The 21,864-nt window shown below is 68.1% G+C and carries 23 protein-coding genes; 19 read left to right on the top strand and 4 right to left on the bottom strand.

What is annotated here, in order from left to right; all coding sequences use genetic code 11:
- The 13 genes from V5F74_RS01065 to V5F74_RS01005 all read left to right on the top strand — a co-directional run bounded on the left by V5F74_RS01065 (position 1) and on the right by V5F74_RS01005 (position 11,665).
- On the top strand, positions 1-870 hold the full coding sequence (locus V5F74_RS01065) for a segregation and condensation protein A (protein ID WP_374251136.1): 870 nt from the start codon (positions 1-3) through the stop codon (positions 868-870).
- Positions 867-1,610, top strand: coding sequence for an SMC-Scp complex subunit ScpB (gene scpB / locus V5F74_RS01060; RefSeq protein ID WP_394005747.1), 744 nt, complete (start codon positions 867-869; stop codon positions 1,608-1,610). Before V5F74_RS01065 ends, scpB begins: the two co-directional genes overlap by 4 nt.
- Complete coding sequence (locus V5F74_RS01055) at positions 1,597-2,718, top strand: ABC transporter ATP-binding protein (RefSeq protein WP_394007447.1); 1,122 nt, start codon at positions 1,597-1,599, stop codon at positions 2,716-2,718. Before scpB ends, V5F74_RS01055 begins: the two co-directional genes overlap by 14 nt.
- A 67-nt stretch (positions 2,719-2,785) precedes the next feature.
- Positions 2,786-3,022, top strand: a complete 237-nt coding sequence (locus V5F74_RS01050; protein ID WP_024279268.1) for a twin-arginine translocase TatA/TatE family subunit — start codon at positions 2,786-2,788, stop codon at positions 3,020-3,022.
- A gap of 60 nt (positions 3,023-3,082) precedes the next feature.
- A complete protein-coding gene (tatB, locus tag V5F74_RS01045; protein ID WP_394005745.1) occupies positions 3,083-3,613 on the top strand; it encodes a Sec-independent protein translocase protein TatB in 531 nt (176 codons plus the stop codon).
- Positions 3,613-4,422, top strand: coding sequence for a twin-arginine translocase subunit TatC (gene tatC / locus V5F74_RS01040; RefSeq protein WP_250166015.1), 810 nt, complete (start codon positions 3,613-3,615; stop codon positions 4,420-4,422). The genes tatB and tatC overlap by 1 nt, the downstream gene beginning before the upstream one ends.
- A 212-nt stretch (positions 4,423-4,634) precedes the next feature.
- A complete protein-coding gene (gene serS, locus V5F74_RS01035) occupies positions 4,635-6,164 on the top strand; it encodes a serine--tRNA ligase (protein WP_394005743.1) in 1,530 nt (509 codons plus the stop codon).
- Positions 6,165-6,354: 190 nt separating this feature from the next.
- Entirely contained in the window at positions 6,355-7,122 is a 768-nt protein-coding gene (gene surE / locus V5F74_RS01030) for a 5'/3'-nucleotidase SurE (protein WP_029558315.1), read from the top strand.
- A 154-nt stretch (positions 7,123-7,276) separates the two neighbouring features.
- Complete coding sequence (gene yajC, locus V5F74_RS01025) at positions 7,277-7,627, top strand: preprotein translocase subunit YajC (protein WP_024279263.1); 351 nt, start codon at positions 7,277-7,279, stop codon at positions 7,625-7,627.
- A gap of 38 nt (positions 7,628-7,665) precedes the next feature.
- Complete coding sequence (gene secD, locus V5F74_RS01020) at positions 7,666-9,273, top strand: protein translocase subunit SecD (RefSeq protein WP_029558316.1); 1,608 nt, start codon at positions 7,666-7,668, stop codon at positions 9,271-9,273.
- Positions 9,274-9,286: 13 nt separating this feature from the next.
- A complete protein-coding gene (gene secF, locus V5F74_RS01015; protein WP_029558317.1) occupies positions 9,287-10,381 on the top strand; it encodes a protein translocase subunit SecF in 1,095 nt (364 codons plus the stop codon).
- 9 nt (positions 10,382-10,390) lie between these two features.
- Entirely contained in the window at positions 10,391-10,771 is a 381-nt protein-coding gene (locus V5F74_RS01010) for an Mth938-like domain-containing protein (RefSeq protein WP_394005740.1), read from the top strand.
- A gap of 3 nt (positions 10,772-10,774) precedes the next feature.
- Complete coding sequence (locus V5F74_RS01005; protein ID WP_029558319.1) at positions 10,775-11,665, top strand: phytoene/squalene synthase family protein; 891 nt, start codon at positions 10,775-10,777, stop codon at positions 11,663-11,665.
- Positions 11,666-11,716: 51 nt separating this feature from the next.
- Here the strand turns inward: V5F74_RS01005 and tgt are convergent, their stop codons facing one another.
- The 4 genes from tgt to V5F74_RS00985 all read right to left on the bottom strand — a co-directional run bounded on the left by tgt (position 11,717) and on the right by V5F74_RS00985 (position 15,089).
- Positions 11,717-12,871, bottom strand: a complete 1,155-nt coding sequence (gene tgt, locus V5F74_RS01000) for a tRNA guanosine(34) transglycosylase Tgt (RefSeq protein ID WP_394005738.1) — start codon at positions 12,869-12,871, stop codon at positions 11,717-11,719.
- Entirely contained in the window at positions 12,868-13,956 is a 1,089-nt protein-coding gene (gene queA, locus V5F74_RS00995) for a tRNA preQ1(34) S-adenosylmethionine ribosyltransferase-isomerase QueA (protein ID WP_394005736.1), read from the bottom strand. Before queA ends, tgt begins: the two co-directional genes overlap by 4 nt.
- Positions 13,957-13,970: 14 nt before the next feature.
- A complete protein-coding gene (locus V5F74_RS00990; RefSeq protein WP_250166009.1) occupies positions 13,971-14,573 on the bottom strand; it encodes an exopolysaccharide biosynthesis protein in 603 nt (200 codons plus the stop codon).
- 237 nt (positions 14,574-14,810) lie between these two features.
- Complete coding sequence (locus tag V5F74_RS00985; RefSeq protein WP_029558323.1) at positions 14,811-15,089, bottom strand: usg protein; 279 nt, start codon at positions 15,087-15,089, stop codon at positions 14,811-14,813.
- A gap of 396 nt (positions 15,090-15,485) precedes the next feature.
- On the opposite strand from V5F74_RS00985, the gene groES reads away from it, so the two are divergent.
- The 6 genes from groES to glyA all read left to right on the top strand — a co-directional run bounded on the left by groES (position 15,486) and on the right by glyA (position 21,851).
- A complete protein-coding gene (gene groES / locus V5F74_RS00980) occupies positions 15,486-15,800 on the top strand; it encodes a co-chaperone GroES (RefSeq protein WP_024279254.1) in 315 nt (104 codons plus the stop codon).
- A gap of 107 nt (positions 15,801-15,907) precedes the next feature.
- Positions 15,908-17,539, top strand: a complete 1,632-nt coding sequence (gene groL, locus V5F74_RS00975) for a chaperonin GroEL (RefSeq protein WP_029558325.1) — start codon at positions 15,908-15,910, stop codon at positions 17,537-17,539.
- A gap of 285 nt (positions 17,540-17,824) precedes the next feature.
- Positions 17,825-18,904 (top strand): tonB-system energizer ExbB, encoded by a 1,080-nt coding sequence (gene exbB, locus V5F74_RS00970; protein WP_449361624.1) that lies wholly within the window; start codon positions 17,825-17,827, stop codon positions 18,902-18,904.
- A gap of 6 nt (positions 18,905-18,910) precedes the next feature.
- Positions 18,911-19,417: a TonB system transport protein ExbD gene (gene exbD, locus V5F74_RS00965; RefSeq protein ID WP_394005731.1), complete on the top strand. Its 507-nt coding sequence runs from the start codon at positions 18,911-18,913 to the stop codon at positions 19,415-19,417.
- The gene (locus tag V5F74_RS00960; protein ID WP_394005729.1) at positions 19,414-20,253 is read left to right on the top strand and encodes a TonB family protein; all 840 of its coding nucleotides are present in this window, start codon (positions 19,414-19,416) and stop codon (positions 20,251-20,253) included. Before exbD ends, V5F74_RS00960 begins: the two co-directional genes overlap by 4 nt.
- A 326-nt stretch (positions 20,254-20,579) precedes the next feature.
- A complete protein-coding gene (gene glyA, locus V5F74_RS00955) occupies positions 20,580-21,851 on the top strand; it encodes a serine hydroxymethyltransferase (protein ID WP_250166152.1) in 1,272 nt (423 codons plus the stop codon).
- Positions 21,852-21,864: the final 13 nt, after the last annotated feature.

The following is a 21,864-nucleotide window of genomic DNA, read 5'->3' as shown; positions in this document are numbered from 1 at the left end:
GTGACGGGGCCGACCTCAGGCGAGTCCGGTCCGGACGCCTTCGAGATCGGTACCGATCGCGCTCCGGCCACGTCCGACGAGACCTTCGTGGTGGACGTGGACGGCTTCGAGGGGCCGCTCGATCTGCTCCTCGCGCTGGCGCGGACGCAGAAGGTCGATCTCTCCAGAATTTCCATCCTCGCCCTTGCCGACCAGTACCTCGCCTTCATCGAGGAGGCCCGGCGCGGCCGGCTGGAGCTGGCTGCCGACTATCTGGTGATGGCAGCGTGGCTCGCCTATCTGAAATCCCGCCTGCTGCTGCCGGCTCCACCGCAGGAGGAGGGGCCGAGCGCGGAGGAGATGGCCGCCGCCTTCGCCCGGCGCCTGAGGCATCTGGAGCGCATCCGCCGCGCCGCCGCGCAATTGATGGCGCGCCCGCAGATGGGCCGCGACGCCTTCGCCCGCGCCTTGCCGCCGCCCTCGAAAGAGCCGCTCTACACGGTTTATACGGCCACCATCTACGACCTGCTCTCCGCCTATGCCCGCCAGCGCCAGACCAAGGCGCTGTCCCACGTCACGCTCAAGACCCGCACCGTCTGGTCCCTCGCCGAGGCCCGCGCCCGGCTGGAGCGGCTGCTCGGGGCGGAGGTGGTGGGCGAATGGATGCGGCTGGACCAATTCCTGCTAGATTACATGACGACGCCCGAGCAGCGGGCGACTGCGCTCGCGTCGAGCTTCTCGGCCAGCCTGGAGATGGTGCGGGAGGGGATGCTGGATATCCGCCAGGATGCCCCCTTCGCTCCCCTGTGGCTGCGTCCGCGACCCGCGGTGGAGCCGGAGCCGCTGCTGCCGTTCGACGCGCCCGATGCGGCGCCCGGAGAGGAGAGATGACCCGTCCCGTCCCGCGCATCGACCTGTTCGACGTGCGTCCGGAGGACGAGCGCGCCTATGCCTTTGCGCGCGATCTGAGGGCCATCGAGGCGCTGCTGTTCACCTCGCCGCTGCCGGTGGACGCCAAGGCCATGAAGCCACACCTCTCCGCCGACGCCGACATCGCCGCTCTGATGGAGGCCCTGACCGCCGATTACGCCCGGCGCGGCGTCAACATCGTGCGGGCGTCTGGCGGCTGGATGCTGCGCACGGCGCCGGACCTCGCCCGCGTCGTCGCCGGGCCGGTGCCGGAGGCGCGCAAGCTCTCGCGTGCGGCCATCGAAGTGCTGGCCATCGTCGCCTACCACCAGCCCGTCACCCGCGCCGAAATCGAGGAGATTCGCGGCGTTTCCACCTCCAAGGGCACGCTGGACGTGCTGCTGGAGACCGGATGGGTGCGCCTGCGCGGCCGCCGCAAGGCGCCGGGCCGGCCCGTGACCTATGGCACGACACCGGCCTTCCTCGTCCAGTTCGGCCTCGATGCGGTGCAGGATTTGCCCGGCCTCGACGAACTGAAGGGCGCCGGCCTCATCGACGGGCGCATCCCCGCCGGCTTCGCCATTCCGCTGCCGTCCGACGATCCGGGCCTGCGCGAGGACGAGGAGGCGCTGGAGCCGGACATGCTGGATTTCCACCTCTCGCCCCCGCCCGAGGACGAGGAGCCGGGCGAGGCCGCGCCCGAAGATGATGGCGACGCGTGAGGAGGCGGTTCTGGCTGACGAGATCGAGACCCTGGGCATGACCCGCAGCCGCACCCCTGCCGCCTTCGCCAAGGGCCTCTCCTTCGAGGCCGTTGAACTCGCTTATGGCGACGTCGCCGCCGTGCGCGGGGTGAGCCTCGCCGTGGAGCCGGGGGAGGTGCTGTGCCTGCTCGGCCAGTCCGGCTGCGGCAAGACCTCGCTGCTGCGCCTCGCGGCGGGCATCGAGCAGCCGGACGCGGGCCGAATCCTCATCGATGGCGAGGTGGTGGCGGGGCAGGGGGCGTTCGTGCCGCCGGAGCGGCGCGGGGTGGGGCTGGTGTTCCAGGACTATGCCCTGTTCCCGCACCTCACCAACCTCGAGAACGTGATGTTCGGCCTCAACGGCCTGAAGCGCACCGAGGCGATGCGGGAGGCGCGGCTGGCGCTGGCGCGGGTGGACCTCGCCGACCTCGCCGACGTTTATCCCCACGAATTGTCCGGCGGACAGCAGCAGCGCGTGGCGCTGGCCCGCGCCATGGCGCCGCGGCCGGGCATCCTCCTTCTGGACGAGCCCTTCTCCGGCCTTGATCGTCGCCTGCGCGATCAGGTGCGGGCGGACACGCTCGCGGTGCTGCGCGAGGCCAAGGCGACGGTCATCATCGTCACCCACGATCCCGAGGAGGCGATGCGCCTCGCCGACCGCATCGCCTTGCTGCGCAAGGGCGAACTGGTGCAGCTCGGCGCGCCCGCCGAACTCTACCGTCACCCGGCGGACCTCGGTGTGGCGCGATTCTTCTGCGAGCTGAACGAGATCGAGGCCAGAATCGTCGGCGGCATGGCGGACACGCCCATCGGCGGGTTCGCGGCGCCGGAGCTGCCCGAGGGACCGGCCATCGTCGCCATCCGCCCGCAGGGCATTGCGCTCGCGCCGGCCGGGCGCGGCGTGCCGGGGCGGGTGCTTGAGCGGCGCTTTCTGGGCGAGCTCGATCTCGTGGAAGTGATCGCGGACGGGCTGGAGCGCCCGCTGGTGCTGCGCCTCCGGGACGCGGGAAACGTGAAGAAGGGCGACGAGACGGGGCTTCTGGTCGATCCCGGTGAAGTCCTTGTTTTCGCCGCGGGCGGAGCCTAGTGTCGCCGTCCGAATGGCTCTGCGGCCTGCCGCTGGGGCACAAAGAATATCCTTGGAGGATGGTTAGATGGGTTCGATGAGCATCTGGCACTGGATCGTGGTGCTGGCCGTGGTGCTCCTCCTGTTCGGTCGCGGCAAGATCTCCGATCTGATGGGCGACGTGGCGAAGGGCATCAAGTCCTTCAAGAAGGGCATGGCCGACGACGACGAGCCGGTGAAGGCTCCCCCGGCCGCTCCCGAGGCGCCGCGCCCGCTGCCGCACCAGACGTCGAGCGCCCCCGAAGCCGAGAAGAAGCCCGTCTGACGGACCTCTGCCTCTAACTCTTGAAGAGGGCGGCGGCACCACCGCCGGACAGACGGGCTCATGTTCGATATCGGCTGGTCCGAGCTGATGCTGATCGGCATTGTCGCGCTGATTGTCATCGGTCCCAAGGAGCTGCCTACGGTGCTGCGCACCGTGGGACGCACCGTCACGAAGCTGCGCCGCATGGCTGGCGAGTTCCAGGGGCAGTTCCAGGAGGCGCTGCGCGAAGCGGACCTTGCCGATATGCGCAAGGAAATCAGCGACGTCACCGAGACCGCCCGCTCCACCCTCGCCACGTCCGACATGTTCGATCCGCTGCGCTCTATCCGCGAGGAGATTCGCTCGACGGTGGAGGGCGCGACCCCGACCCCGCCGGCTCCCGCGACCCCGGCGGCATTGCCGGACCTGCCCCCACCCGTGGAACTGCCCGACCCCATGGCCGCCATCCGCGCCGAAATCCGCCGCTCCGTGGAGGCGGCCGTGCCCCCCGCGCCGGTTGTGCTGCCTGCCATAGCCGTTGAGCCGGCTCCCGAGAGCCTTCCCGTCGCTGGTGAGACCATGCCCACCGCGGGCGAGACCAAGAGCGCGTGATGAGCGATCAGGACGAGATCGACGCCTCCAAGGCCCCGCTCATCGAGCACCTGATCGAGCTGCGCTCGCGCCTCATCAAGTCGCTGGTGGCGTTCCTCGTGGCCTTCATCGCCTGCTTCATGCTGGCGAAGCAGATCTACAACATCCTGTTGTGGCCCTATGAATTCGCCTCCGGCTTCGGCACCGGGGTGAAGCTCATCTACACGGCACCGCAGGAGTTCCTGTTCACCCAGATCAAGCTCGGCATGTTCGGCGCTGCCTTCATCTCCTTCCCGGTGGTGGCGACGCAGGTCTACATGTTTGTGGCGCCGGGACTCTACAAGCATGAGAAGGCGGCCTTCCGGCCCTATCTCATCGCCACGCCCATCTGTTTCCTCATCGGCGCGGCCTTCGTCTATTTCGTCGCCATGCCGCTGGCCATGACCTACTTCCTCGGCATGCAGCAGGTGGGCGGCGACGGGAAGGCCGAGATTTCCCTGCTGCCGCGGGTCTCCGAATACCTTTCGCTGATCACGACGCTGATTCTCGCCTTCGGCATCTGCTTCCAGCTTCCGGTCATCCTCACCCTGCTCGGGCAGATCGGCGTGGTGACGCGGGATATGCTGGTGAAGGCGCGGCGCTATGCCATCGTCGGCGTGTTCGTGCTCGCCGCGGTGCTGACCCCACCGGATGTCATCAGCCAGCTCTCCCTTGCCCTGCCGACGCTGCTTCTCTACGAGGTGTCCGTCTATCTGGTGGGCGTCGTCGAGAAGCGTCGGCTGATAGCGGAAGCGGCGCGCAACGCAGCCGACGCCGCGACAGCGGACTGACGGCGGGGCCTTCCCGGATTATTGGAATTCTTGGGCGCGGACGGGTTCTCTCCCCTAAACGCCGTCATGCCCCGGCTTGTCCGGGGCATCCACCGCGCCGCCGGGCGCGGTCGCCGGACGCTGGCGCTGTCGGCCCGACGTGGATGCCCGGCACAAGGCCGGGCATGACGGTGGTGAGGAGGCCGTCCCGCCTTCATGAGGCGGAGCTTGCCATGCACGACATCAAATGGATCCGCGAGGAACCGGCCGGCCTCATCGACGCGCTGGCGCGCCGCGGCAACAATTCCGCTGACGCCAAGGCTGCGGCGGAAGCCCTTGTTGCTAAGCTCCTCGACCTCGACACCCGGCGCCGCGAGACGCTGACCAAGCTCGAAACCCTGCTCGCCCGCCGCAACGCCGCCTCCAAGGAGATCGGGCAGGCGAAGGCGAAGAAGGACGAGGCCACAGCTTCGGCCCTCATGGCCGAAGTGGCGAAGCTGAAGGAAGACGTGCCGGCGCTTGAGGCGGAAGCCAAAAGCATCGAGGCCGAACTGAACGGCGAACTCGCCGCCATCCCCAACGCGCCCCTCGCCGAGGTGCCGCAGGGCGCCGACGAGCACGACAATGTGGAAAAGAGCCGCTTCGGCACGCCCCGCACCTACAGCTTCACCCCGAAGCAGCATTTCGAGGTGGGCGAAGGCCTCGGCCAGATGGATTTCGAGACCGCCGCCAAACTCTCCGGCGCGCGCTTCGTGGTGAACAAGGGCCCACTGGCGCGGCTGGAGCGTGCGCTGGGGCAGTTCTTCCTCGATGTGCATACGGGCGAGCATGGGTACATGGAGGTGAACCCGCCGTTGCTCGTGCGGGATGACGCCATGTTCGGCACGGCGCAGCTGCCGAAGTTTCGGGACGATCAGTTTCAGACAAAAAAAGGGGCCACGATCGATGACGTGAGCCTTGTTATGCAGGATGCAATAAAGAAGTTCGCCGCGGACGCCCAGTTTGAGCGCTCGAAAGATGGACGGTTGGTAGATACGCCTGAAGTTCGGGCCGCGGCGCATCAATTCATGCGGAACGCGGTTGACGAATGGATGGGTGGGGCGTCAATGCTTGCCGATCGCGATCCAAACGAGCCGATCGAGCACGATATTCCTTTTTGGCTCATCCCCACCGCTGAAGTCCCGCTGACCAACCTCGTGCGCGAGTCCATCCTCTCCGAGGAAGAGCTGCCCATGCGCCTCACCGCCTGCACGCCCTGCTTCCGGGCCGAGGCCGGCGCGGCGGGGCGGGATACAAGGGGGATGATCCGTCAGCACCAGTTCACCAAGGTGGAGCTGGTCTCCATCACCACGCCGGAGAAGTCCGCCGAGGAGCACGAGCGCATGCTCGCCTGCGCCGAGGCGGTGCTGAAGAGACTGGACCTCGCCTATCGCGTGGTCACGCTCTGCACGGGCGACATGGGCTTCGCCTCGCAGAAGACCTACGACATCGAGGTCTGGCTGCCGGGGCAGAATGCCTATCGCGAAATCTCCTCCTGCTCGGTCTGCGGCGATTTCCAGGCCCGGCGCATGAATGCCCGCTACCGGCCCGCCGAGGGCAAGGGGCCGCGCTATGTCCACACGCTCAACGGCTCGGGTGTGGCGGTCGGCCGCGCCCTCGTCGCGGTGCTGGAGACGTACCAGCAGGAGAACGGCTCCGTGGCCGTGCCGGACGCGCTGCTGCCCTATATGGGCGGGCTGCAGATGATCGAGAAGCTGAAGTAGGGGCAGGGGCCTTCACGGCCGTCTCCGCCCCATGACGTTGTCATGCCCCGGCTTGTCCGGGGCATCCACCCCGCCGCCGGAGCGATCTCGGCATATCGGCTCCCGGCCTAACCGTGGATCCCCCGGACGAGCCGGGGGATGACGGCCCGGGAACGGCGAGAGCCGACAGTGCCGGCCAAAGGAACACGCCATGCGCATTCTGGTCACCAATGACGACGGCATCCACGCGCCGGGCCTCGACAGCTGCGCGGCCATCGCGCGCACCTTCACGGACGACGTGTGGGTGGTGGCGCCGGAGTTCGACCAGTCGGGCGTCGCCCACTCGCTCTCCCTCTCCGATCCGCTGCGGCTGCGGCAGGTGGAGGAGCGGCGCTATGCGGTGAAGGGCACGCCCACCGATTGCGTCATCATGGCGGTGCGGCATCTTCTCATCGACAATCCCCCCGACCTCGTGCTCTCCGGCGTCAATCGCGGCCAGAACATCGCCGAGGACGTAAGCTATTCCGGTACCGTCGCCGGCGCCATCGAGGGGACGATTCTCGGCATTCCCTCCATCGCGCTGTCGCAGGCCTTCGGGATGCGCACGCGAGAAAATCCGAATTTCGTCACCGCCGAGACCCACGCGCCGCGCATCATCCAGATGCTGCTGGACGAAGGCATTCCCCCCGGCATCGTCATGAACGTGAACTTCCCGGACCGCGCGCCGGAGGAGATCACCGGCATCGCCGCCACCGCCCAGGGCAAGCGCGACCAGCGCCTGATGCGCATCGACGAGCGCCGCGACGGCCGCAACAACCCCTATTACTGGATCGCCTTCGAGCGCCGCATCTACGAGACCTCCCCCGGTACGGATCTGCGCGCGCTGGACGAAGGCCGCATCTCGGTCACGCCGCTGCGCCTCGACCAGACCGACGAGCCCTGGATGACCCGCCTCGCGCTGCTGTTCGACGGCAAGTAGGGGGCGGGGAGGCGGCAGCCCGCCCTGCCTTTTCAACAGCTGCGTGAACCAACAGGCCCCGCGTTTGCATTCGACGGGGCGGCAGCTATAGTCCCGCCGCTTCGCCGGACCCCGGCGGAATGCGGATTCCCTTCACAGACGAACGAGGATCGAGATGTTCATCACGCCCGCTTTCGCCCAAGGCGCCACGGGAGCCGGCGGCGGGGCTGACATGCTCATTCAGCTCGCCCCGTTCCTGCTGATCTTCGTGGTCATGTACTTCCTGATCCTGCGGCCGCAGCAGAAGCGGGCCAAGGTGCATCAGGAGATGGTCAACTCCCTGCGCCGCGGCGACGTGGTCGTCACCGGTGGTGGCCTGGTCGGCAAGGTGACCAAGGTGATCGAGGGCGGCGAGGAGGTCGAGCTGCAGATCGCGGACAACGTCCGCATCCGGCAGATGCGCTCGCAGATCGTCACCGTCCGCGCCAAGGGCGAACCGGCCAAGGACGAGGCCTCGGCCGGTTGATCCGGCCGCCTCACGCTTTCTGAAAGACCGCGCGCGACATGCTGCACTTCTCCCGTCTCAAGACCGCGGCGATCCTCATCACCATCGCCATCGGGTTCCTGTTCGCGCTGCCCAACGTGCTCTCCCCGGGCATGCTCGACCGCTTGCCGTCGTGGCTGGCGTCGAGCCGGGTCACGCTGGGCCTCGACCTGCAGGGCGGCTCGCACATCCTCCTGGAGGTGGACGGGCCGGCGCTCCGCAAGGAGCGCACCGAGCAGTTGCGCGACGAAGTGCGCCGCGTGCTGCGGGACCAGAAGATCGGCTATTCCAACCTCGCGCTGCGCGACACCAGCGTGACGCTCCGCCTGCGTGACCCCAACGACACGCAGAAGGCCGTCACCGAGCTGAAGAAGCTCGCCGCGCCCGTGACCAACGCGCTGTTCGGCAATTCCTCGGGCGAGATGGATATGACCGTCTCGTCCGGCGCCGATGGCGTCGTAACGCTGCAACTGACCGACGCCGGCCTCTCCGCCAAGATGCGCTCGGCGGTGGAGCAGTCCATCGAGATCATCCGCCGCCGTATCGACCAGCTCGGCACGGTGGAGCCCAACATCCAGCGCCAGGGCCTCGACCGCATCCTGGTGCAGGTGCCCGGCCTGCAAGATCCCCAGCGCCTGAAGAACCTGCTCGGCCAGACCGCCAAGCTCTCCTTCCGCATGGTGGACCAGTCCATGTCGCCGCAGCAGGCGCTGGAAGGCCGCGCGCCGCCGGAATCGGAAGTGCTGAAGGGCCAGGACGGCCAGCCCTATCTGGTGGAAAAGCAGGTCCGCGTCTCCGGCGAGGATCTGGTGGATGCCCAGCCGGGCTTCGACCAGAACTCGCGCGAGCCCATCGTCTCCTTCCGCTTCAACAACAATGGCGCCAAGCGCTTCGCCACCGTCTCGCAGGAAGCGGTCGGCCGGCCGTTCGCCATCGTGCTCGACAATCAGGTGATCTCCGCCCCGGTGATCCGCGAGCCGATTCTCGGCGGCGCTGGCCAGATTTCCGGCGCGTTCACCGTGCAGCAGGCCAACGATCTCGCCATCCTGCTGCGCGCCGGCGCCCTGCCGGCCCCGCTGAAGGTGGTGGAGGAGCGCACGGTCGGCCCGAGCCTCGGCGCCGACTCGATCCACGCGGGCAAGACCGCGGCCTATGTGGCCGGCGGCCTGGTCACCGTGTTCATGCTCGCCGTGTACGGTCTGTTCGGCCTGTTCGCGCTCATCGCTCTGGCCGTGCACATCATCCTGATGTTCTCGCTCCAGTCGGTGCTCGGCGCCACGCTGACCCTTCCGGGCATCGCCGGCGTCGTGCTCACCATCGGCATGGCGGTGGACTCCAACGTCGTCATCTTCGAGCGCATGCGCGACGAGGCGCGGGAAGGCCGGTCGGCCATCTCGGCCATCGACAAGGGCTTCGTGAACGCGCTGGGCACCATCCTCGACGCCAACATCACCTCGCTCGCCACGGCGGTCATCCTGTTCCTCATGGGCGGGTCGGGTCCGGTGCGCGGCTTTGCCGTCACCTACATCCTCGGCCTTCTGACCACCATGTTCACCGCCTACACCCTGACGCGGCTCATGATCGCCTATTGGGTGAAGTGGCGGCGGCCGGCGAAGCTGCCCATCTGAAGGTGCGCCGCACATGCCATTGATCGATTACATCCCGGCGCAGACCAACATCCACTTCATGCGCCTGCGGCACTGGACGTTCCCGTTCTCCGCGGCGCTGTCCATCGTTGCGTGCCTGTTGTTCGCCATCCACGGCTTCAACCTCGGCATCGACTTCAAGGGCGGCACGCTCATCGAGGCGCAGACCAGCCAGCAGCAGGCCGACATCGGCGCGCTGCGCGAGCACCTGACCGACCTCGACGTGGGCGACGTGCAGATCCAGGAGTTCGGCTCGCCGCGGGACGTGCTGATCCGCATCGGCGCCTTCGGCACCACGGACGAGGCCCAGCAGGCCATCCTCGCCAAGGTGAACGGCGTGCTCGGCACCGATTACACGGTCCGGCGCGTCGAGACGGTCGGCCCGAGCGTGTCCGGCGAGCTGGTGCGTCAGTCCATCCTCGCGCTGGTGCTCGGCGCGGTAGCGGTGCTCGCCTATCTGTGGTTCCGCTTCGAGTGGCAGTTCGCCGTCGGCGCCATCGTGACGACGCTGCACGATATCTTCGTCACGCTGATGATCTATTCGGCGTTCGGCGTGGATTTCGACCTCACGTCCATTGCCGCTATCCTCACCATCATGGGCTATTCGCTCAACGACACGGTGGTGGTGTACGACCGCATCCGCGAGATGCTGCGCCGCTACAAGAAGCTGCCGCTGCCCGAGCTGCTCGACATCGCGGTGAACGCGACCTTCTCGCGAACCATCATCGTCTCCACCACCACCTTCTTCGCCACCCTCGCGCTCTATTTCTTCGGCGGCGAGGTGCTGCGCGGCTTCTCGCTGGCGATGACGGTGGGTGTGGTGATCGGCACCTATTCCACCATCTTCGTCGCCGCCCCGATCCTCATCCATCTCGGCCTGCGTGCCTCCACGGTCAGCCTCCCCACCAAGGACGCGGCGGATCCGGAAGTGAAGGAGCTGGACGAGCTGGTGAAGCTGGAGGCGAAGGACGCCGCTGCCGGAGTCCCGCCCGAGGCCGCGCCTGCGACCGGTGTGTCGTCCAAGAGCGGCAAGGGCAAGAACGGAAAGCCCAACGGCAAGGCCGGTCCCGCGCGTCCGGCCAAGGCCTGAGGCGCGGACGTGGCCGCCCCGGACGGCGCGCCCTTCCTGCCGCGGCAGGTCGCCATCGACGGTTATGGCGACACCTTCTTCCACTTCGCCGGCATGTCCCATGCCGGCTCCATCCTCGCGCTGCCGTCCGGCATCCGCGGCTGGGCGCCGGTGCGCGTGGCCGAGATCGATGCCGCTTCGCTCGCGCCCGTGGTGGCGGATGCCGGGGCCGTCGAGCTGCTCCTCATCGGCACGGGCAAGGACCCGGCGCACCTCAAGGAGCCGCTCAAGCAGATCCTGCGCGAGGCCGGCATCCGGTTCGAGCTGATGCCCACGCCCTCCGCCGCCGCCACCTACAACGTGCTCCTCGCCGAGGGCCGGCGGGTCGGTGCGGCGCTGATCGCGGTCTGAGCCATGGAAAACCCGGCGCTCGACGACAAGGCGCTCGACGAAGCCTATGCCTATTGCGCCACACAGGTGCAGGCGCAGGATCGCGACCGCTTCCTCGCCGCCTTGTTCGCCCCGCAGGACAAGCGCAAGCACCTGCTCGCCCTCTACGCCTACAATCTGGATGTCGCCCGGGTGCGTGAGGTGGTGCGCGAGGCGCTGCCCGGCGAGGTGCGACTCGCCTGGTGGCGGGAGGTGATCGAGGGGGAGGGCAGGGGCGATGTGGCCGGGCATCCCATTGCCGCCGCGCTCATCGACACCATCGCGCGCTTCCGCCTGCCGCGCCAAAGCCTGATCGCCATGGCCGATGCGCGGGTCTTCGACCTGTATGATGATCCCATGCCCACTGTCGGCGATCTCGAAGGCTATGCCGGCGAGACCGCCTCGGCGCTGCTCCAGCTCTCGGCCTTGATTCTGCTGCCGGACGTGGGTCGCTCCGGCGACCTTGCGGGGCACGGCGGCGTCGCCATCGCCATGACTGGCCTGATGCGCGCTTTCCCCATCCATGCCGCGCGCGGGCAATGCTACATCCCGCTGGATGTCCTCGCCCGCCATGGCGTGGGTCGGGAGGAGGCGGTGTCGGGCTCGGTCACGCCGGGCCTGCTGGCGGCGCTGGCGGACTTGCGGGAGACGGCGGCCCGCCATTTGTGGGAAGCCCGCGAGGCGGCCGGGCAGACCTATGCCGCCACCTCCATCGCCGCACCTTTCCTGCCGCTGGCGCTGGTGGCCGGTGATCTCAAGGCGTTGGCCAGGGTGCGCGACCCGTTCCGCCAGCCCGCCGGCCTCTCCCCCTTCCGCCGTCAGTTCGCCATGTGGTGGGCCGCCCAGCAGGCCGTGCGCGGACGCATCTGGTTCTGAGGCTTGCGCTGTCATGCCCCGGTTCATCCGGGGCATCCACGCCGCCGACCTTCAGCCTTCCCACAACGGCAGGTCGCCCCGCGCCCAGCCTTCCTTCGTCTCGGCCACATAGTTCCCATACCGGCCCGCTGCGATGGCGGCGCGGGCGCCGGCCATGAGCTGCTGGTAGTAGTGGATGTTGGCCCAGGAGATCAGCATGGCCCCCAGCATCTCCTCGCAGCGCACGAGGTGGTGGAGATAGGCGCGGGAATAATCGCGCAAGGCCGGGCAGTCGCTCTCCTCGTCCAGCGGACGCGGGTCTTCCGCGTGGCGGGCGTTCTTCAGATTGATGCGGCCGAAGCGGGTGAAGGCCAGCGCATGCCGGCCGGAGCGCGTGGGCATCACGCAGTCGAACATGTCGATGCCGCGCGCGACGCTCTCCAGCAGATCGTCCGGCGTGCCGACGCCCATGAGGTAGCGGGGCTTGGTCGTCGGCAGGTGCGGCGCCACCGTCTCGATCATGGCGAGCATGACCTCCTGCGGCTCGCCCACCGCAAGGCCACCGATGGAATAGCCGGGGAAGTCCATGTCCGCGAGGGCGCGGGCCGACTCGACCCGCAGCGCCGGCACGGCGCCGCCCTGCACGATACCGAAGAGCGCGCGGCCCTTGGGCTGCGTCTCGAACGCGCGCTTGGAACGCTCCGCCCAGCGGAGCGACAGGCGCATGGCGCGCTCGGCCTCCTCGTCGGTGCAGGGCAAGCGCACGCACTCGTCGAGCTGCATCTGGATGTCGGCGCCGAGCAGGCCCTGGATCTCCACCGAGCGTTCCGGGCTCATCTCGTGATAGGCGCCGTCCACATGGGAGCGGAAGGTGACGCCCTGTTCGCTCATCTTGCGCAGGCTCGACAGGCTCATCACCTGGAAGCCGCCGGAATCGGTGAGGATCGGCCCGTCCCAGCGCATGAACTTGTGCAGGCCACCGAGCTTCGCCACCCGCTCGGCGCCGGGGCGCAGCATGAGGTGATAAGTGTTGCCGAGCACGATATCCGCGCCCGCCGCCTTCACCTGGTCGAAATAGAGCCCCTTCACCGTCGCGGCCGTCCCTACCGGCATGAAGGCCGGCGTGCGGATTCGCCCGCGCGGGGTGGAGACGAAGCCGGTGCGGGCGGCGCCGTCGGTGGCGGAGAGGGTGAAGGAAAAGGTGTCGGCAGGCGTGTCGGACGTCATGCGCCGCCTTGTGGCAGAAGCAGGCACGCATCGCCATAGGAATAGAAGCGGTAATTTTCCGCAATCGCATGGGCATAGGCGCGCTTCTGCGCCTCATGGCCGATGAAGGCCGCCACCAGCATCACCAGCGTCGAGCGCGGCAGGTGGAAGTTGGTGAGCATTCCGTCCACCGCGCGGAAGCGGTAGCCGGGGGTGATGAAGATGTCCGTCTCCCCCACGAAGGGCCGAATGGCGCCGTCCTCTCCCGCCGCGCTCTCGATGAGGCGGGTGGAGGTGGAGCCGATGGTGAAGATGCGTCCGCCCTTCGCCTTCACCGCATTGAGGGCGTCCGCCGTCTCGCGCGTCACCTCTCCCCACTCGGCGTGCATGGTGTGGCCGGAGGTGTCGTCCGCCTTCACCGGCAGGAAGGTGCCGGCGCCCACATGCAGCGTCACCTTGTGCAGCGCTGCTCCGGCGGCGGCCATGCGGGCGAGGAGATCGGGCGTGAAATGCAGGCTCGCGGTCGGCGCCGCCACCGAGCCGGCGACACGGGCGAACAGGGTCTGGTAGTCGTCCTTGTCCCGCGCATCCTCGTGGCGGCGGGCGGCGATATAGGGCGGGATGGGCATGTGCCCCACGGCCGCTACCGCCTCGTCTAGCACGTCACCGGCGAAATCGAAGGCGAGGACGATGGAGCCGTCGTCCTCCTTGGCCGCCACGGTCGCATCGAGCGTGCCCAGCAGGCAGGCGCCGCCCTCGCCGCCGAAGCGGATGCGGTCGCCGACCCGCAGGCGCTTGCCCGGCTTGGCGAAGGCGCGCCAGCGGTCCGGCGCGAGACGCTTGATGAGGTTCGCCTCCACCGCCACGTCCGAGCCGCCCTCGCGCGAGCGGACGCCCTCCAGCGCGGCGGGGATGACGCGGGTGTCGTTCACCACCACCGCATCGCCGGGCCGCAGGAAGTCCGGCAGGTCGCGCACGATGCGGTCCTCCAGCTCCGGCGTGGCGCCGGGGCGGACGACGAGCATCCGCGCCGTGTCGCGCGGCTCGGCCGGGCGCAGGGCGATGCGCTCCTCGGGGAGGTGGAAATCGAAGGCGTCGACACGCATGGAAGGGGAAGGTCTCAGAAGATGGCGATGGCGCCCTGGTAGATGGCCCAACTCATCAGCGCTGTCACCATCAGTCCGAGGATCGTCGCGCCGAAGCCAGCGAGGATGACGAGGCCGTCCCGCTCCACGAGGCCGAGGCCGAAGATGCACACGGCAAATCCCGGCGGCAGATTGCCGAGGAAGGGGATGGGCAGCAGCAGGATGAAGCCCAGCACCACCACCGTCGCGCCCACGATCCGCCGGGCCGTGGGGCCGGCGAACTCTTCGAAGCGGGGACGGGAGACGCGCTCGAACCGCTCGATCCACGGCCGGGAGCGGGTGACGATCGATTCCAGCATGGCACGGGAGAAGGTGCGGCGGGCAATCCACGCCGGCAGCCACAATTCCTGCCGGCCCAGCATCATCTGCAGGCCGATGAGGCCCAGGATGATGCCGCACACCACCGGGATGCCCGGCGGCATGGGGATGCAGTTGGGTATGCCGAAGATGAGGAAGAGAATGCCGAAGGCGCGATTGCGCAGCGCGTTCACCAGATCGCCGATGGCGACCTGATCCCCCTCCTGCGCGGCGAGCACGGCGGCCAGGAGTTCGGAGGTTCGTGGCGTGCGGTGATCCAAGGCGCCCTCATGGAATGGACGCTTCAGCTACAACCGGAAAACGGCAGCGGGAGGGCACTGGGGCGCAAAAATTCCGCTGGGTCAGGCCCTGCGCTGTTCCCATCACGCCGCACATGGAATTGAGCGGACATGCACGCCCCACCCCCGCGGGGACGTGCATGTCCTCACCGCCCGATCGAAACCATAAAGACCGTTGACTGATACGGAAAGTCCCTGACGCAGGGAGATTGCTCCACATCAGTTCAAAAGGAACATTCCGTCCACGGACCGCAGCTCGGCGGGCTTGATGAGGCCGGAATGGGCGACGCGCACGGAATGGAGCGGCCCCTCGATCTCGCGTCGCCAGAATTCCAGGAACTTGTTCAGCTCCGGAAAGCGCGGGCACAGGTCGTAGTCCTGCCAGAGGAAGGTCTGGAGCAGGCCGGGGTGGTCGGGCATGCGATAGAGGATCTCGGCCGTGGCCAGGCCGTAGCCTTCCATCTGCAGGACGAAGTCACGCGACACCTTGGCAGCCATGGGTCACACCTCCAATCCGCGGCCCCGCCGCCAGCAGGGCTGGGGAAGACGGGACCGGACACTTCATTGTCGGCTACACACTTTGCCGGGGCCAAGGCTAAAGATTGGTTTCCGTCTGCAAAAACAATGCTCTAGCAGCCTTCGATCCGGATTGCTGACAGCACCGGGCCGCGCCCGGGCTCGCGCTGTGCGTAGCCGGCGAGCCGCCCGGCTTCCGCTCAAACTGAAGGGAGACGGGCTGCTGGCACTCAGTTCCCTTGAGTGCTAAATTTTTTGAGCCGACCCCTTGCGGCTCCAATTTGCCGCCCTTAGATCGCGGTCGGGCCGGGTAGAGGGGTTCCCGGCGCCTTCAAAACAGGCAACCCCGATGGACAACATCGAACCGGAGGTTTCCCTATGGGTTTCCGTCCCCTGCACGACCGCGTGGTCGTCAAGCGCATCGAGGCCGAGCAGAAGTCGGCCGGCGGCATCATCATCCCCGACACCGCCAAGGAGAAGCCGCAGCAGGGCGAAGTCGTCGCGGTCGGTCCCGGCGCCCGTAACGAGAAGGGCGAACTGGTGGCGCTCGACGTCAAGGCTGGCGACATCGTGCTGTTCGGCAAGTGGTCCGGCACCGAAGTGAAGATCGACGGCCAGGATCTCCTCATCATGAAGGAGAGCGACATCCTCGGCGTCATCGAGAACGCGGCCGGCGCCAAGAAAGCGGCCTGAACTCAGGCGGCCTGATTTTCAGTCGCAGGGCCGAGGCAGCCCCAGGCGCCCGGTCCCGCGGCATTCGCCATTCCGTTTAATCGTCCCAATCTGAAGGAGCACGCCACATGGCTGCCAAGGACGTGAAATTCTCCGTAGACGCGCGCGACAAGGTTCTGCGCGGCGTCGACATCCTCGCCAACGCCGTGAAGGTGACCCTCGGCCCCAAGGGCCGCAACGTGGTCATCGAGAAGAGCTTCGGCGCCCCCCGCATCACCAAGGACGGTGTGTCGGTGGCCAAGGAGATCGAGCTCGAGGACAAGTTCGAGAACCTCGGCGCCCAGCTCGTGCGTGAGGTCGCCTCCAAGACCAACGACCTCGCCGGCGACGGCACCACCACCGCCACCGTGCTGGCCCAGGCCATCGTGAAGGAAGGCGCCAAGGCGGTTGCCGCCGGCATGAACCCGATGGATCTGAAGCGCGGCATCGACGTCGCGGTGGACGCCATCGTGAAGGACCTCGCCGCCAACTCCCGCAAGGTGACCTCCAACGACGAGATCGCCCAGGTCGGCACCATCTCCGCCAACGGCGACGCCGAGGTCGGCAAGTTCCTCGCCGAGGCGATGAAGAAGGTCGGCAACGAGGGTGTCATCACCGTCGAGGAAGCCAAGACCGCCGAGACCGAGCTGGATGTCGTGGAAGGCATGCAGTTCGACCGCGGCTATCTCTCTCCGTACTTCATCACCAATGCAGAGAAGATGCGCGTCGAGTTCGAGGAGCCCTACATCCTCATCAACGAGAAGAAGCTCGCCGGCCTGCAGGAGCTGCTGCCCGTGCTCGAGGCGGTGGTGCAGTCGGCCCGTCCGCTGCTGATCATCGCCGAGGACGTGGAAGGCGAGGCCCTCGCCACCCTCGTGGTGAACAAGCTGCGCGGCGGCCTGAAGGTGGCTGCGGTCAAGGCTCCGGGCTTCGGCGATCGCCGCAAGGCCATGCTGCAGGACATCGCGATCCTGACCGGCGGCACCGTGATCTCCGAGGAAGTCGGCATCAAGCTCGACAGCGTGAATCTCTCCATGCTCGGCCGCGCCAAGAAGGTGGTGATCGAGAAGGAGAACACCACGATCGTCGACGGCGCCGGCGAGAAGGCCGACATCGAGGCGCGCATCGCCCAGATCCGCGCGCAGATCGAGACCACCACCTCCGACTATGACCGCGAGAAGGCCCAGGAGCGCCTCGCCAAGCTCGCCGGCGGCGTCGCCGTGGTGCGCGTGGGCGGCTCGACCGAGGTCGAGGTCAAGGAGAAGAAGGATCGCGTTGACGACGCCCTGCACGCCACCCGCGCTGCGGTGGAAGAAGGCATCGTCCCCGGCGGCGGAGTCGCCCTGCTGCGCTCCATCAAGGTGCTCGACGGCCTCAAGGTCGACAATGCCGACCAGAAGACCGGCATCGAGATCGTCCGCCGCGCCATCCAGGCTCCGGCGCGCCAGATCGTCCAGAACGCCGGCGACGACGGCTCCGTCGTGGTGGGCAAGATTCTCGAGTCCAACGACTACACCTTCGGCTACAACGCCCAGACCGGCGAATATGTGGACATGGTGAAGGCGGGCATCATCGACCCCACCAAGGTCGTGCGCACCGCCCTGCAGGATGCGGCTTCCGTGTCCGGCCTGCTGATCACCACCGAGGCCCTCATTGCCGAGCTGCCGAAGAAGAACGCTCCCGCGGCCCCGGCCATGCCGGGCGGCGGCATGGACTTCTGAGGTAGAGCGGACCTCTGACGTCGCCCGTGATTTTGGGCGGTTATTTCAACGGAACGGCCGGGCATTTTGCCCGGCCGTTCTCGTTTTGGGGCTGGTGAAGTGCATTCCCCAGCGTCATGAATTTCCCCTGCGCCAGATTGAAATAACTCTATATCACAGGGCTTTGCCGACAATGTTGGGGGGCACGGGTTAGCTTCTGCAGCGAATGGGAGTATAAGGTCGCGAGCCAGCTATTCCCGGCGGAGGGATCGCCAGCCTGTCCGTTTTGATTATTGGTGATGCGCGATGCCTGTTCGCTTGATCTCGCGCACGTCTGCCGGGCGTGCTGTTTTCCGTGCTTCTTCGCTGGCGCCCAGGGGCGCGGCTGTGCTTTCGCTGGGCCTGTTGCTGGCCGTGACCTCAGGGCCTGCCGCCGTTCTGGCGCAGCCGGCTCCTCCCGCCGAGACGCACCAGCACGCGGCACCTGCTGCCGCGGTGGCGCCCACCCCGGCTGCGATTCCGTCCACGGCCGCCCCCTCGACGACCGCGCCTTCCGAGGCGGCCCCTTCCGCCGCCGCTCCTTCTGCCGCCGCTCCAGCCGAGTTTGCGCCCGCTCCGTGGGCACCCAAGCCGGTTGAGTCTGCCCCCTCCGTGCCGGCGCCCGAGAGCGTCGCGGACGCACGCCTGCCCCATGACCTGTCCCCCTGGGGCATGTTCATGGCCGCCGACATGGTGGTGAAGGCGGTGATGCTGGGCCTCGCGTTCGCCTCCGTCCTCACCTGGAGCGTGTGGTTCGCGAAATCCCTCGAGCTGCTGTTCGCCCGCCGTGCCGTCTCCCGCACGCTGAAGGCGCTGCGCGGGGCCGTCACCCTGTCCGATGCCGCGGCCGAAATGCCCAAGGCGAGCAGCCCGGCCACCGCCACCGTGCGCGCCGCGCTGGCAGAGTGGCACGCCTCCGCCGGCCTGCCGGTGGACGGCATCAAGGAGCGCGTCGCCGTCGCCCTCTCCCGCATCGAGGCCAAGGCCGGCCGGCGCATGACGGCGGGCACCGGCGTGCTCGCCACCATCGGCGCCACGGCGCCCTTCGTCGGCCTGTTCGGCACGGTGTGGGGCATCATGAATGCCTTCATCGGCATCTCGAAGGCGCAGACCACCAACCTCGCGGTGGTCGCGCCCGGCATCGCCGAAGCGCTGCTCGCCACCGCCATCGGCCTGGTGGCGGCCATCCCGGCGGTGGTGATCTACAACGTGTTCGCCCGCGCCATCGCCGCCTACAAGGCGAACCTCGCCGACACGTCCGCCGAGGTGATGCGCCATCTCTCCCGCGACCTCGACCGCGCCGCGGCCGAGGCGGAGGCCCCGCGCCTGCGCACCGCCGCGGAGTGAGCCCACATGGCCGCCAAGCTCGACCACGGCGGGGACAATCTCGCCGAGAACCACGAAATCAACGTAACGCCGTTCATCGACGTGATGCTGGTGCTGCTCATCATCTTCATGGTGGCGGCGCCCCTCGCCACGGTGGACGTGAAGGTGGACCTGCCCGCCTCCAACGCCCAGCCGCAGCCGCGCCCGGACAAGCCGCTGTTCCTCTCCGTCAAGAAGGACCTGACGCTGGCGCTGGGCGATGATCCCGTCACCCGGACCGGCCTCGGCGCCATGCTGGACGGGCGCACCAATGCCGACCGACAGCAGCGCGTGTTCGTGCGCGCCGACAAGACGGTGCCCTATGGCGATGTGATGGAGGTGATGAACCTCCTGCGCACCGCCGGCTATCTCAAGGTCGCTCTCGTCGGCCTCGAAGGCGGCGAACCCGCGCCGGCGACGCAGCCCCCGTCCGCTGTCACCCCGGCCTCTGCCGTCCCGCCCGCATCTGCCGGAGCCCCCGGAGCGGCCCGGTGAGCGCGGTTCACCACCACCACCACTGGCACGACTTCGACCGCTACCACCTGCGCAACACGATCCTGCGGCTCGCCGCGGGTGTGCTGCTGGTGGTCGCGCTCCATGCCGCCGTCGTCTATGTGGCGCTGAACTGGAACAAGGATGCGCCGGGCGAGCAGTCGCCGCCCGCCGCCATCATGATCGAGCTGGCGCCCATGGCGGTCAGCCAGCCGTCCCAGGAAGAAGTGGCGCCGGGCCCGCAGATGATCCAGGCGCCGGAACCGGTGCCTGATGCCAAGGAGGAGCCGGAGGAGGCCGAGCCGCCGCCGCCCGAGCCGCAGGTGACCGAGACGGTCGAAAAGATGCCGGAGACCCCGCCCGCACCGGCGGAGGCCGAGGTGGTGCTGCCCAAGCCCGAACCCAAGAAGGTGGAGGAGGAGAAGCCCCGGCCCAAGGAGGTGGAGAAGCCGAAGAAGGAGGCAAAGCCCACCCGTCGCCGGACCGCTCCCACCACCACCGCCGCGCCGCGCTCGGAGGCGCCCACCGCCCAGACCACCGCCGCCCCCTCGCCGGGTGCCGCGGCCGCCCGCTCGGCTGCGCTGGCGGACTGGAAATCGCGCGCCTTTGCCCATCTCAACCGCTTCAAACGCCCGCAGGGCTCGAACGTGGGGCGGCCGGGGATCAGCATCTCGATTTCCGGCTCGGGCGCGGTGACCGGCGTGTCGCTGGCGAGCTCCTCCGGCAATTCGGTGCTGGACCAGGAGGCGGTGGCCATGGCCCGGCGCGCCTCGCCCTTTCCCGCCCCGCCCGACGGCAAGGGCATGAGCTTCGGTGTGGCGATCAACTTCCGCAACTGAAGGAGACAACGGGCGCTCCGTCATGGCCGGGACAAGACCGGCCATGACGAAGGGGAGGGGACGAGGAGGGCCGCCCGCCAGCCGGCGTCCCATCGTGCCCGTTCGCCCTGCTTTCGCCAGCCGCCGGCCCCCGCCAGCCCGGCCTTTCCCGCGACCCCGAGCCCACACGCCGCACCAGCCGGCTTTGGACTTCACCTTCGCCCTGTGATAAGCGCAGGGTCCGCTCCGGCCGGGCGCCTGTCGCCCTTGTCCGGAGCCTCCACGCCATCACCGGAGACCTTCCCATGGCCTCGCAGGACGCGAACCGCTCCTCCGTCACGGAGGAAATGAACCGCTTCTTCACCGCCTCTCTCGCCGAGACCGATCCCGAGATCGCCGGCGCGGTGCAAGCGGAGCTGGGTCGCCAGCGGGACGAGATCGAGCTGATCGCCTCCGAGAACATCGTCTCGCGCGCCGTGCTCGAGGCGCAGGGCTCCGTGCTCACCAACAAGTATGCCGAGGGCTATCCGGGCAAGCGCTACTACGGCGGCTGCCAGTTCGTGGACGTGGCCGAGAATCTCGCCATCGAGCGCGCCAAGAAGCTGTTCGGCTGCGCCTTCGCCAACGTGCAGCCCAATTCCGGCAGCCAGGCGAACCAGGGCGTGTTCTTCGCGCTGCTCCAGCCGGGCGATACCTTCCTCGGCCTCAACCTCGCGGCCGGCGGGCACCTGACCCACGGCTCGCCGGTGAACATGTCCGGCAAGTGGTTCAAGCCGGTGCCCTACACCGTGCGCGAGGACGACCAGCGCATCGATTATGAGGCGGTGGCGCAGCTCGCCGACCAGCACAAGCCGAAGCTCATCGTGGCCGGCGGCTCCGCCTATCCGCGCGTCATCGACTTCGCCAAGATGCGCGCCATCGCCGATTCCGTCGGCGCGCTGCTGATGGTGGACATGGCGCATTTTGCGGGCCTCGTGGCTGGCGGCGCCCATCCGAGCCCGTTCCCGCACGCCCATGTGGTGACTACCACCACCCACAAGACCCTGCGCGGCCCGCGCGGCGGCATGATCCTCACCAATGACGAGGACATCGCCAAGAAGATCAATTCGGCCATCTTCCCTGGCATCCAGGGCGGTCCGCTGATGCACGTCATCGCCGCCAAGGCGGTGGCCTTCGGCGAGGCGCTGCGGCCCGAGTTCAAGCTCTATGCGAAGAACGTGGTGGAGAACGCCAAGGCGCTCGCCGAGACCCTGAAGGGCCACGGCTTTGCCATCGTCTCCGGCGGCACCGATACCCACCTGATGCTGGTGGACCTGCGTCCCAAGCGCCTCACCGGCAAGGTCTCCGAGGCTGCCCTCGGTCGCGCCCACATCACCTGCAACAAGAACGGCATCCCGTTCGACCCCGAAAAGCCGTTCGTGACCTCCGGCGTGCGCCTCGGCACCCCGGCGGGCACCTCCCGCGGCTTCGGTGTGGCGGAGTTCCAGCAGGTGGGCAATCTCATCGCCGAGGTGCTCGACGTGCTCTCCCAGAAGGGCTCGGACGAGGACAGCCTCGTCGAGGCAGCCGTGCGCGAGAAGGTCTCGACGCTGCTCGCCCGCTTCCCCATCTATCCCTGAGGATCGACGACCG

Source organism: Xanthobacter aminoxidans (assembly GCF_043193615.1).
Lineage (GTDB): Bacteria > Pseudomonadota > Alphaproteobacteria > Rhizobiales > Xanthobacteraceae > Xanthobacter > Xanthobacter aminoxidans.
Note: the sequence above shows the minus strand (reverse complement) of the source record. Positions and strands in the feature narration are given on the sequence as shown.

What these genes read in the sequence shown, in the direction of transcription:
- tgt (WP_394005738.1), bottom strand. Translation starts at nt 12,871, where the DNA reads ATGACGTCCGACACGCCTGCCGACACCTTTTCCTTCACCCTCTCCGCC.
- V5F74_RS01005 (WP_029558319.1), top strand. Translation starts at nt 10,775, where the DNA reads ATGGAAAACCCGGCGCTCGACGACAAGGCGCTCGACGAAGCCTATGCC.
- yajC (WP_024279263.1), top strand. Translation starts at nt 7,277, where the DNA reads ATGTTCATCACGCCCGCTTTCGCCCAAGGCGCCACGGGAGCCGGCGGC.
- secD (WP_029558316.1), top strand. Translation starts at nt 7,666, where the DNA reads ATGCTGCACTTCTCCCGTCTCAAGACCGCGGCGATCCTCATCACCATC.
- scpB (WP_394005747.1), top strand. Translation starts at nt 867, where the DNA reads ATGACCCGTCCCGTCCCGCGCATCGACCTGTTCGACGTGCGTCCGGAG.
- secF (WP_029558317.1), top strand. Translation starts at nt 9,287, where the DNA reads ATGCCATTGATCGATTACATCCCGGCGCAGACCAACATCCACTTCATG.
- tatC (WP_250166015.1), top strand. Translation starts at nt 3,613, where the DNA reads ATGAGCGATCAGGACGAGATCGACGCCTCCAAGGCCCCGCTCATCGAG.
- surE (WP_029558315.1), top strand. Translation starts at nt 6,355, where the DNA reads ATGCGCATTCTGGTCACCAATGACGACGGCATCCACGCGCCGGGCCTC.
- V5F74_RS01050 (WP_024279268.1), top strand. Translation starts at nt 2,786, where the DNA reads ATGGGTTCGATGAGCATCTGGCACTGGATCGTGGTGCTGGCCGTGGTG.
- exbB (WP_449361624.1), top strand. Translation starts at nt 17,825, where the DNA reads ATGCCTGTTCGCTTGATCTCGCGCACGTCTGCCGGGCGTGCTGTTTTC.
- glyA (WP_250166152.1), top strand. Translation starts at nt 20,580, where the DNA reads ATGAACCGCTTCTTCACCGCCTCTCTCGCCGAGACCGATCCCGAGATC.
- V5F74_RS00985 (WP_029558323.1), bottom strand. Translation starts at nt 15,089, where the DNA reads ATGGCTGCCAAGGTGTCGCGTGACTTCGTCCTGCAGATGGAAGGCTAC.
- exbD (WP_394005731.1), top strand. Translation starts at nt 18,911, where the DNA reads ATGGCCGCCAAGCTCGACCACGGCGGGGACAATCTCGCCGAGAACCAC.
- groES (WP_024279254.1), top strand. Translation starts at nt 15,486, where the DNA reads ATGGGTTTCCGTCCCCTGCACGACCGCGTGGTCGTCAAGCGCATCGAG.
- groL (WP_029558325.1), top strand. Translation starts at nt 15,908, where the DNA reads ATGGCTGCCAAGGACGTGAAATTCTCCGTAGACGCGCGCGACAAGGTT.
- serS (WP_394005743.1), top strand. Translation starts at nt 4,635, where the DNA reads ATGCACGACATCAAATGGATCCGCGAGGAACCGGCCGGCCTCATCGAC.
- tatB (WP_394005745.1), top strand. Translation starts at nt 3,083, where the DNA reads ATGTTCGATATCGGCTGGTCCGAGCTGATGCTGATCGGCATTGTCGCG.
- V5F74_RS01055 (WP_394007447.1), top strand. Translation starts at nt 1,597, where the DNA reads ATGGCGACGCGTGAGGAGGCGGTTCTGGCTGACGAGATCGAGACCCTG.
- queA (WP_394005736.1), bottom strand. Translation starts at nt 13,956, where the DNA reads ATGCGTGTCGACGCCTTCGATTTCCACCTCCCCGAGGAGCGCATCGCC.